The organism is Streptomyces sp. NPDC007095 (assembly GCF_040634475.1).
Lineage (GTDB): Bacteria > Actinomycetota > Actinomycetes > Streptomycetales > Streptomycetaceae > Streptomyces.
Map to the genome: position 1 here is coordinate 1 of NZ_JBEYFS010000047.1, position 9,536 is coordinate 9,536.

A 9,536-nucleotide genomic window follows, 5' to 3' on the forward strand; every position below is an offset into this window, starting at 1 on the left:
AGTACGAGGGTCAGGGCCCGGCACGCCGAGAGCACGCACCTGACGCCGCGGAGCCGCCCTCCGGGCGACGACGGGAATTTGACGACAGGACCTAGGAGCGCGGCAGATGGAATGCCTGCGCCGCCCATGCCTGGAAGTGCGCCGACCGCGTGATGAGATCGCGGTAGGACGCGTGCGCGGAGCTGAACAGTGTCTCCGTGATGTCCTCCGTGACCTGGTCGCGGCGCCATGCGAGCAGATAGCGGGTCCACAGCGGTGTGCCGGACAGCGGTTTGACGATCACGCCCTGGTTCGGCCGGGTCGTAGCCTGCACGATGGAGACGCCGAGTCCCTCGGCGATCATGTCCTGGAGCTGGAGCCGGTCACCGAGGTACTCATGGACGGCCGCGGGCGTGAACCCGGCTGCCGCGCAGGCCGCGTAGAACACGCCCGGCCAGCCGGCACCGTCGTCGGGGGTCAGGAACCAGGCCTCGTCGGCGAGTTCGGCGAGGGGGACCTCCATGCGGTGCTTGAGCCGGTGACCGGCGGGCAGGGCTACGAACGCGGGTTCGTTGACGATCTCGCGATGCGCCACGGCCGCGGAGTGCCGGAGTTCCATTCCGGGGTAGTCCGCGGCGATCGCGGCGTCCAGCTCGCCCTTCTCCAAGTGCTCGACTATCTCCGACGACGGGTAGACGCTGCTCACCGTCAGCGTGAGATCAGGCCTCCGGCTGCGTATACGGACGACCATGCCGGACAGGACGGGGGAGTTGGTCGCCGCAAGGCGCAGGACCCGGGGTGCTCCGACGCCGTCCCCCGCCGGACGGCGCCTGATGGCATCCGCCCGGGCCAGAATGTCGCGCGCCTGAGTCAGGACCTCAAGGCCGTACCGGGTCGGCTCGACTCCCGACGTGGTACGCACGAACAAGTCCTCACCGAAGAGCCGCTCGATCCGGCGCAGTTGGGTGCTCATCGCCGGCTGCGAGTACTTCAGGAGTGCCGCGGCTCGCCCCAGACTCCCGGCGTCGGCGATCGCACACAAGGTCCGTAGATGCCGAAGCTCCAGGTCCATCGTCCGGGCTCCTCGTCTCGACGCTCCTGCCGTCCGCGGTCACCGGGCGACTCTAGCCGTGGTTCATCGCGGGGTCAGCAGACGGGCATCGACCTGGGGGCCAGTGGTCAGCGCGTCGCGGGTGGCATCGAAGGGACGCAGGAACTGCGGTGTCGAGGGTGGCAGAGGCTGCCCACTGCACCATCTCCGCAGACAGTTTCGCAACCGCACGAAGACGCTCGGCCATGACGACGGAACCGGTGCAGCGAACGCCTCGCAAGGAGCACTGAAACCTCCCCCAGGACTCACGGCCAAAGCGCCGAGATTCGGCAGCAACGGTGCGAGCGAGACCGGGCGTTGAGGTCATCGAGCCGGGTTCGCCGTTGTCAGATCTCCCGGTTGATGCCGAATCGGCGGCCAGATTGCCGGTCAGCGTGCGGCTGTGACCGATAGCGGATGGTGTCAGCCAACGGACGCCAGTGGAGTGCCGCCGCAGAGGCGGCCCCTCCGACTCTTTCCGCCGGGTGGGTGGGCGGCGGCCCGTTCGGGTCGGAGTGCGGCATGGTTTCCCGCAGCTCCAGGAGTCACACTGGCAGGGTGGACACGCCTCGCACGGGTGACCAGGGACTGTTCGGCCCCTCCTCGGTGACCTGGCAGATGCACGGTGACCCCATGATGTGGGTCGCCGGGATCCGCGCGCTCTACCTCCAGGCCCTGCACCCCCGTGCGGTCCGGGGCGTCATGCAGAATTCCGACTTCCGGCGCGACGCCTGGGGCCGCCTGATGCGCACCGCGAACTTCGTCGGCACGGCGACGTACGGCACGACCGACGCCGCCGAGAAGGCCGGCGCCCGGGTCCGGAAGATCCACACCCTGCTCAAGGCCACCGATCCGGACACGGGGGAGCGGTACCGGATCGACGAGCCCGAGCTGCTGCTGTGGGTGCACTGCGCCGAGATCGACTCCTATCTGCACGTCCTGCGCCGCTCGGGGTTCCCGTTGACGGACGCGCACGCCGACCGGTACATCGACGAACACCGGGTCAGCGCACGCCTGGTGGGCCTCGACCCCGCCGACGTGCCGGCGAATCGTGCGGAGTTGGCGGCCTACTTCGAGAAGGTGCTGCCGGAGCTCGCCGCCGGGCCCGAGGCGCGCGACGTGGACGACTTCCTGTCGTGCCCGCCGACCCACCCGCTGCTCGTCCCGGCGCGCGCCCTGCTGTGGCGGCGCGTGGCGCATCTGGCGTACGCCGCTCTGCCGCCGTACGCCCACGAGCTGTACGGCAGACCCGCACCAGCCCCCTCCGCTGTGACCCGGCGCCTGCGTGTCACGGGCACCGTGCTGCGCTGCGTTCCCGCACGTCTTCGCTGGCAACTCCCGCCCAAACACATTCTGCGGGCCATGGCGCGGCTCGGCCCCGGCTCCCGACCGGCGCCGTACAAAGTCGGCAGATAACTCGCCATACTGGACGAGCCAGGGGAGGGCGCGGCGAGCAGCGACGGGGGCGATCGCACGAGATGGCGGAGACCAGGCTGATCCAGAGCCGGTACCGACTGCTCGATCTGATCGGGCGGGGAGGTATGGGTGAGGTGTGGCGCGCCCGCGACGAGTCGCTGGGCCGGCAGGTGGCCGTGAAGTGCCTCAAACCGCTCGGCCCGCACCACGATCAGTCGTTCACCCGTGTGCTGCGGGAGAGATTCCGGCGCGAGGCCCGGGTGGCCGCCGCGCTGCAACACCGCGGGGTGACCGTGGTGCACGACTTCGGCGAGTCGGAGGGCGTGCTGTACCTGGTCATGGAGCTGCTGGAGGGCCGCAACCTCAGCCAGCTCCTGGAGGACAACAAGCAGCATCCGCTCCCTGTCACCGATGTCGTCGACATCGCCGACCAGGTGTCCGGCGCCCTCGCCTACACCCACCAACAGGGCATCGTGCACCGCGACCTGAAGCCCGCCAACATCATGCGGCTGACCGACGGCACGGTGAAGATCTGCGACTTCGGCATCGCGCGCCTCGGCCACGACATCGGCTTCACGGCCCGGCTGACCGGCACCGGCATCGCGATGGGCACCCCGCACTACATGTCGCCGGAGCAGATCAGCGGTGCCCAGGTCGACCAGCGCAGTGATCTGTACTCCTTCGGATGTGTGCTCTACGAAATCTCCACCGGGGCACCGCCGTTCGACCTGGACGACGCGTGGGCGATCCTCGTCGGCCACCGTGACACGCCTCCCGAGCCGCCGCGCCACCACCGCGCCGAGCTCCCCGAGTACTTCGAGCGGATCATCCTGGATCTGCTGGCCAAGGAGCCGGAGCGGCGCCCGCAGGACGCGCGCGAGCTCGGCCGGCGGATCAGCACGGGGCGTACGACTCCGGTGTACGTGCCGACGGTCGTGTCCCCCGCGGTGGGCCGTCCCGCCCGTGAGCAGCGGATGCTGGAGCCGTCGAGGAGGGCTCCCTCGCCCTCTTCCTCGCGTGAACCCCGGCTGCCCTCCTGGACCCGGGGCATGACCACCGGCCACAAGGCGACCGGTGGTCGACTGGGCGGCGCCCTGCCGGACGCGGCGGCGGGTCTGACCGGTGAATGGACGGCGCGCCCGGCCACGTCCGTACCGGAGGCGCCGGAGCGCGTCGAACTCCCGACGCCCTCCCCGGAGTTGCTCACCACCCTGACGGGCCGGCACAACGCCGGACTGAGCCTCGGGCGGCTCGGACGTTGGACCGAGGCGGGTGAGGTGCACCGCGCGGTCGCCGCCGAACGCGAGCACGTCCTCGGCCCCGACCACCCCGACACCCTCGCCAGCCGCTACGAGGTCGGCTTCACCCTCAGCCGCACCGGACGCGCCGCCGAAGCGCTGCGCGAGTACGCGCGGGTCGCCCAGGGCAGGGAGCGGGCGCTCGGCCCCGACCATCCCGACACCCTGGCCGCCCGCCAGGAAATGGCGTACGTGCTGGGTCAGTTGGGCCGCCACTTCGAGGCGCACCAGGCGTACATCGAGGTGCTCGCCGCCCGGGAGCGCGCGATGAGCCCCGACCATCCCGACACCCTGCGCTGCCGCCACAACCTCGCCTTCAACCTGAGCAGGCTGGGCCGCCTGGAGGACTCGTACCGAATGGCGAGCGAGGTCGCCGCCGCGCGGACCCGGGTGCTCGGTGCGAACCACCCCGACACGCTCGTGACACGGTACGAAGTCGCATACGCTCTCGGTCAGTTGGGGCACTGGCCCGAGGCGTTGGCGACCTACCGGGAAGTGGCCGAGGCACGGGCCCAGGCCCTCGGCCCCGACCACCCGGACACCCTCTCCGCCCGCTACGAGGTCGGCATCAGCCTCGGCCGGCTCGGCCGCAGCGCGCAGGCCCTGGAGCTGTACCGGGACCTGATCGACGACCGCACCCGGGTGCACGGCCCCGACCACCCCGAGACCCTGCGCGCCCGGCACGGCCTCGGCGTCAACCTGGGCCGGATGGGGCGCTGGGAGGAGGCGCTCGCCGAGTCCCGCGACGTGTGGGCGATCCGTGAGCGCGTCCTCGGCCCCGACCACCCGGACACCCTCGTCAGCCGTCGCGAGGTCGCGGTCGGCCTCGGCTGGCTGGGCCGCTGGTCGGACGCCCTCACCGAGTACCGGGGCGTCGCCACCGCCCGGGAACGCGTCCTCGGCCCCGACCACCCCGACGCCCTGGCCAGCCGCAACGACGAGGCACACTGCCTGGAACAGCTGGGCCGGGGCCAGGAGGCGGTGGAGTTGTACCGGAGGGTGGCGGCGTTACGCCAGCAGCGGGCGGCACGGGGAGGCTGAGGGGCTCTCGTGCAGGGTTGTGCTCGCCCTGGTCGAGCGGCGGCGTCGGCCATAGGGCGGTCGGCTCCCGGGCGGCGTCGGCCATAGGGCGGTCGGCTCCCGGGCGGCGCCGGCCATAGGGCGGTCGGCTCCCGGGCGGCCCCGCCCCCGCCCCCGCGCCGGGGCGGGCGGCGGCGCCCCGTCCGGATGCCCGCCGGGTGCCGCGTACCTCTGGCCGTTCTAGATCATCGCGTGCTACGAAGAACCATGCCTGCACACGAGGGATACGACGTCGTGATCGTCGGCGGAGGCCACAACGGTCTCGTCGCCGCCGCCTACCTGGCCCGGGCCGGCCGGTCCGTGCTGGTGCTCGAGCGCCTGGGGAGCACCGGCGGCGCCGCCGTGTCCACCCGGCCGTTCGCCGGAGTCGACGCGCGGCTGTCGCGCTACTCCTACCTGGTCAGCCTGCTGCCCCGGAAGATCGTGCGGGATCTGAGCCTCGACTTCCGCGTGCGTGGCCGCACCGTGTCCTCGTACACACCGGTCGAACGCGACGGCCGGCCCACCGGCCTGCTCGTCGGCGGTGGCGAGCGCCGCACCCGCGAGGCCTTCGCGCGTCTGACCGGCTCGGACCGCGAGTACGAGGCCTGGCAGCGCTTCTACGGCATGACCGGCCATGTCGCCCAGCAGGTCTTCCCGACGCTCACCGAACCGCTCCCCACCCGCGAGGAACTCCGCGCCCGCATCGACCACGAGGAGGCCTGGCGGGTCCTCTTCGAGGAGCCGGTCGGTGTCGCCGTGGAGGAGAACTTCACCGACGACCTCGTACGCGGTGTGGTCCTCACCGACGCGCTCATCGGGACCTTCGCGGACGCCCACGACCCGTCCCTGCGCCAGAACCGCTGCTTCCTCTACCACGTGATCGGCGGCGGCACCGGCGCCTGGGACGTGCCGGTCGGCGGCATGGGCGCCCTCACCGACGCGATCGCCGCGGCGGCGCGCGCCGCGGGCGCGGTGATCGTCACCGGCCACGAGGCGGTGCGCATCGAGACCGACGGGCGGGCCGCCGAGGTCACCTACCGCACCGCGGACGGCGAGGGCGTCGTTCCGGCCCGGCACGTCCTCGTGAACGCCTCGCCGCAGGAACTCGCGCACCTCACCGGCGACGAACCGCCCACCCCCGCCGAGGGCGCCCAGCTGAAGGTCAACATGTTGCTCAAGCGGCTGCCGAGGCTGCGCGACACCTCCGTCGACCCGCGCGAGGCGTTCGCCGGCACCTTCCACATCGCCGAGGGCTACGAGCAGTTGGCGACCGCCCACGCGCAGGCCGCGTCCGGCGAGCTGCCCACCGCGCCGCCCTCCGAGATCTACTGCCACTCCCTCACCGACCCGAGCATCCTCGGCCAGGACCTGGTCGAGCAGGGCTACCAGACCCTCACCCTCTTCGGCCTCCACACGCCCGCCCGGCTGTTCGAGCGGGACAACGACGCCGTACGGACGGAGCTGCTGAAGTCGACGCTGGTGCAGCTGGAGGCGCACCTCGCCGAACCGCTCGCCGACTGCCTGGCCACCGACGCGGACGGCCGCCCCTGCATCGAGGCGAAGACCCCGCTCGACCTGGAGCGCGACCTGCGGCTGCCCGGCGGCAACATCTTCCACCGCGACCTCGCCTTCCCGTACGCCCAGGAGGGCACGGGCCGCTGGGGCGTCGAGACCCGGCACGCGAACGTCCTGCTGTGCGGGGCGGGCGCGGTGCGCGGCGGGGGCGTGAGCGGAGTGCCCGGGCACAACGCGGCCATGGCGGTACTGGAGGGCGGGGACGACTAGCGCCTGTCCGGCGGATCAGGTCGCAGGAAACGGGCGGTGCCTCATCGACGCTGGTGAGCGGGGTGTGGCTCGGAACTCCGCCGAAGGGCTGGCCAGAAATCTGACGGAGCATCAGAAAAGGCCTTCCCTCGTCCGGAGGACTGCGGCATTCTGCGGCCATGCAGACGGAGCTGAGCAAGAGACTGGGAGTCGAGCACGCCATTTTCGGCTTCACGCCGTTTCCCGCCGTCGCCGCGGCCATCAGTCGCGCGGGCGGGTTCGGGGTGCTCGGCGCGGTCCGCTACACCGCCCCCGACGACCTCAAACGCGACCTCGACTGGATCGAGGCGAACGTCGACGGCAAACCGTACGGCCTGGACGTCGTCATGCCGGCGAAGAAGGTCGAGGGGGTGACGGAGGCCGACGTCGAGGCGATGATCCCCGAAGGGCACCGGCAGTACGTCACGGACACCCTCGCCAAGTACGGCGTGCCCGAACTCGCCGAGGGCGAGGCGTCCGGCTGGCGCATCACCGGCTGGATGGAACAGGTCGCCCGCACCCAGCTCGACGTCGCCTTCGACTACCCGATCAAACTGCTCGCCAACGCGCTGGGCTCACCGCCCGCCGACGTCGTCGACCGCGCCCATGAGCGCGGGGTGCTCGTCGCGGCCCTCGCGGGCAGCGCCCGGCACGCGCGCAAACACGCCGAGGCGGGCATCGACGTCGTCGTCGCACAGGGCTACGAGGCCGGCGGCCACACCGGCGAGATCGCCTCGATGGTGCTCACCCCCGAAGTCGTCGACGCCGTCGACCCGTTGCCCGTACTGGCGGCGGGCGGCATCGGCAGCGGACAGCAGGTGGCCGCCGCCCTCAGCCTCGGAGCCCAGGGCGTGTGGCTCGGCTCCCTGTGGCTGACCGTCACGGAAGCCGACATGCACTCGCCCGCCGTGACCCGCAAGCTGCTCGCCGCCGGGTCCGGCGACACCGTCCGCTCGCGCGCGCTGACCGGCAAACCCGCCCGCCAGCTGCGAACCGAGTGGACCGACGCCTGGGACGATCCGAACGGCCCCGGCACGCTCCCCATGCCGCTCCAGGGGCTGCTGGTGGCCGAGGCGGTCTCCCGGATCCAGAAGTACGAGGTGGAACCGCTGCTCGGGACACCGGTCGGGCAGATCGTCGGACGGATGAACAGCGAGCGCAGTGTCCAGGCCGTCTTCGACGACCTGACGAGCGGCTTCGAGCGAGCCGTCGACCGCGTCAACCGGATCGCGGGAAGGGGCGAACAGTCATGAGCACCTCACCCAACGGCTTCTGGGCCCAGGCCGCAGCCGACCCCGGGCGGACGGTCCTGGTCACCCCGGACGGGGACGAGTGGACCGCCGGCCGGCTGCACGCCGCGGCCAACCAACTCGTCCACGGTCTGCGCGCCGCGGGACTCGAACGCGGCGACGCCTTCGCGGTCGTCCTGCCCAACGGCGTCGAGTTCTTCGTCGCCTACCTCGCCGCCTCCCAGGCGGGCCTGTACCTGGTGCCGGTCAACCACCACCTCGTCGGCCCCGAGATCGCCTGGATCGTCTCCGACTCGGGCGCCAAGGTGCTGATCGCCCACGAACGGTTCGCCGACGCCGCCCGCCACGCCGCCGACGAAGCGAAACTTCCCGCCGCGCAGCGGTACGCGGTGGGCACGGTGGCGGGCTTTAGGCCGTATGCCGAACTCCTCGGCGCACAGCCCGACTCGGCGCCCGCCGACCGCACCCTCGGCTGGGTCATGAACTACACCTCGGGCACCACGGGCCGCCCCCGGGGCATCCGGCGCCCGCTCCCCGGCAAGCTCCCCGAGGAGTCGTACCTCGGCGGCTTCCTCGGCATCTTCGGCATCAGGCCGTACGACGACAACGTGCACCTGGTCTGCTCGCCGCTCTACCACACCGCGGTACTCCAGTTCGCGGGCGCTTCCCTGCACATCGGTCACCGTCTGGTGCTGATGGACAAGTGGACGCCCGAGGAGATGCTCCGCGTCATCGACGCCCACGCCTGCACCCACACCCACATGGTCCCGACCCAGTTCCACCGGCTGCTGGCACTCCCCGACGAGGTGAAGGCGCGCTACGACGTCTCCTCGATGCGGCACGCCATCCACGGTGCCGCTCCGTGCCCGGACCATGTGAAACGGGCCATGATCGAGTGGTGGGGCCACAGCGTCGAGGAGTACTACGCGGCCAGCGAGGGCGGCGGCGCCTTCGCGACCACCGAGGACTGGCTGAAGAAGCCCGGCACGGTCGGCAAGGCCTGGCCCATCAGCGAACTCGCGGTCTTCGACGACGACGGCAACCGGCTGCCGCCCGGTGAACTCGGCACCGTCTACATGAAGATGAACACCGGCGGATTCTCGTACCACAAGGACGAGAGCAAGACGAAGAAGAACCGCATCGGCGACTTCTTCACCGTCGGTGACCTGGGCTGTCTTGACGAGGACGGCTATCTCTTCCTCCGCGACCGCAAGATCGACATGATCATCTCGGGTGGGGTCAACATCTACCCGGCCGAGATCGAGGCCGCGCTGCTCTCCCACCCCGCCGTCGCCGACGCGGCCGCCTTCGGCATCCCGCACGACGACTGGGGCGAGGAGGTCAAGGCCGTCGTCGAGGCCGCCTCGGGCCATGAGCCCGGCCCGGCCCTCGCCGCCGACATCCTCCGCCACTGCGAGCGCCTGCTCGCCGGGTACAAGCGCCCCAAGAGCGTCGACTTCATCGAGTCGATGCCGCGCGACCCGAACGGGAAGCTGTACAAGCGGCGGCTGCGGGATCCCCACTGGGAGGGCCGTACGCGAGCGGTGTGACATCGGAGCGGGGTGTGACCGGGGTGGGCCCCGCCCGCGCGGGCGGGGCCCACCCCGCTGCCGTCAGCGGTGCTCGCCCACGCGGGTC

At 71.6% G+C, this 9,536-nt stretch carries 6 protein-coding genes; 5 read left to right on the plus strand and 1 reads right to left on the minus strand.

The window, feature by feature from the left end:
• Nucleotides 1-91: 91 nt before the first annotated feature.
• On the minus strand, nt 92-1,051 hold the full coding sequence (locus tag ABZ656_RS17970; protein ID WP_360269019.1) for a LysR family transcriptional regulator: 960 nt from the start codon (nt 1,049-1,051) through the stop codon (nt 92-94).
• Nucleotides 1,052-1,687: 636 nt separating this feature from the next.
• Between ABZ656_RS17970 and ABZ656_RS17975 the strand changes: the two genes are divergently transcribed.
• The 5 genes from ABZ656_RS17975 (at nt 1,688) to ABZ656_RS17995 (ending at nt 9,448) form a co-directional block, all read left to right on the plus strand.
• Entirely contained in the window at nt 1,688-2,485 is a 798-nt protein-coding gene (locus ABZ656_RS17975) for an oxygenase MpaB family protein (protein WP_360269089.1), read from the plus strand.
• A 62-nt stretch (nt 2,486-2,547) separates the two neighbouring features.
• Nucleotides 2,548-4,824: a serine/threonine-protein kinase gene (locus ABZ656_RS17980; RefSeq protein WP_360269022.1), complete on the plus strand. Its 2,277-nt coding sequence runs from the start codon at nt 2,548-2,550 to the stop codon at nt 4,822-4,824.
• A 246-nt stretch (nt 4,825-5,070) separates the two neighbouring features.
• Entirely contained in the window at nt 5,071-6,630 is a 1,560-nt protein-coding gene (locus tag ABZ656_RS17985; RefSeq protein ID WP_101407243.1) for an NAD(P)/FAD-dependent oxidoreductase, read from the plus strand.
• Nucleotides 6,631-6,788: 158 nt separating this feature from the next.
• On the plus strand, nt 6,789-7,901 hold the full coding sequence (locus tag ABZ656_RS17990) for a nitronate monooxygenase family protein (protein WP_101407242.1): 1,113 nt from the start codon (nt 6,789-6,791) through the stop codon (nt 7,899-7,901).
• Nucleotides 7,898-9,448: an acyl-CoA synthetase gene (locus tag ABZ656_RS17995; protein ID WP_360269025.1), complete on the plus strand. Its 1,551-nt coding sequence runs from the start codon at nt 7,898-7,900 to the stop codon at nt 9,446-9,448. The genes ABZ656_RS17990 and ABZ656_RS17995 overlap by 4 nt, the downstream gene beginning before the upstream one ends.
• Nucleotides 9,449-9,536 lie beyond the last annotated feature (88 nt).

Excerpts from the sequence above, each read along its gene's own strand:
- ABZ656_RS17980 (WP_360269022.1), top strand. The coding sequence starts at position 2,548 with ATGGCGGAGACCAGGCTGATCCAGAGCCGGTACCGACTGCTCGATCTG.
- ABZ656_RS17995 (WP_360269025.1), top strand. The coding sequence starts at position 7,898 with ATGAGCACCTCACCCAACGGCTTCTGGGCCCAGGCCGCAGCCGACCCC.
- ABZ656_RS17985 (WP_101407243.1), top strand. The coding sequence starts at position 5,071 with ATGCCTGCACACGAGGGATACGACGTCGTGATCGTCGGCGGAGGCCAC.
- ABZ656_RS17975 (WP_360269089.1), top strand. The coding sequence starts at position 1,688 with ATGCACGGTGACCCCATGATGTGGGTCGCCGGGATCCGCGCGCTCTAC.
- ABZ656_RS17990 (WP_101407242.1), top strand. The coding sequence starts at position 6,789 with ATGCAGACGGAGCTGAGCAAGAGACTGGGAGTCGAGCACGCCATTTTC.
- ABZ656_RS17970 (WP_360269019.1), bottom strand. The coding sequence starts at position 1,051 with ATGGACCTGGAGCTTCGGCATCTACGGACCTTGTGTGCGATCGCCGAC.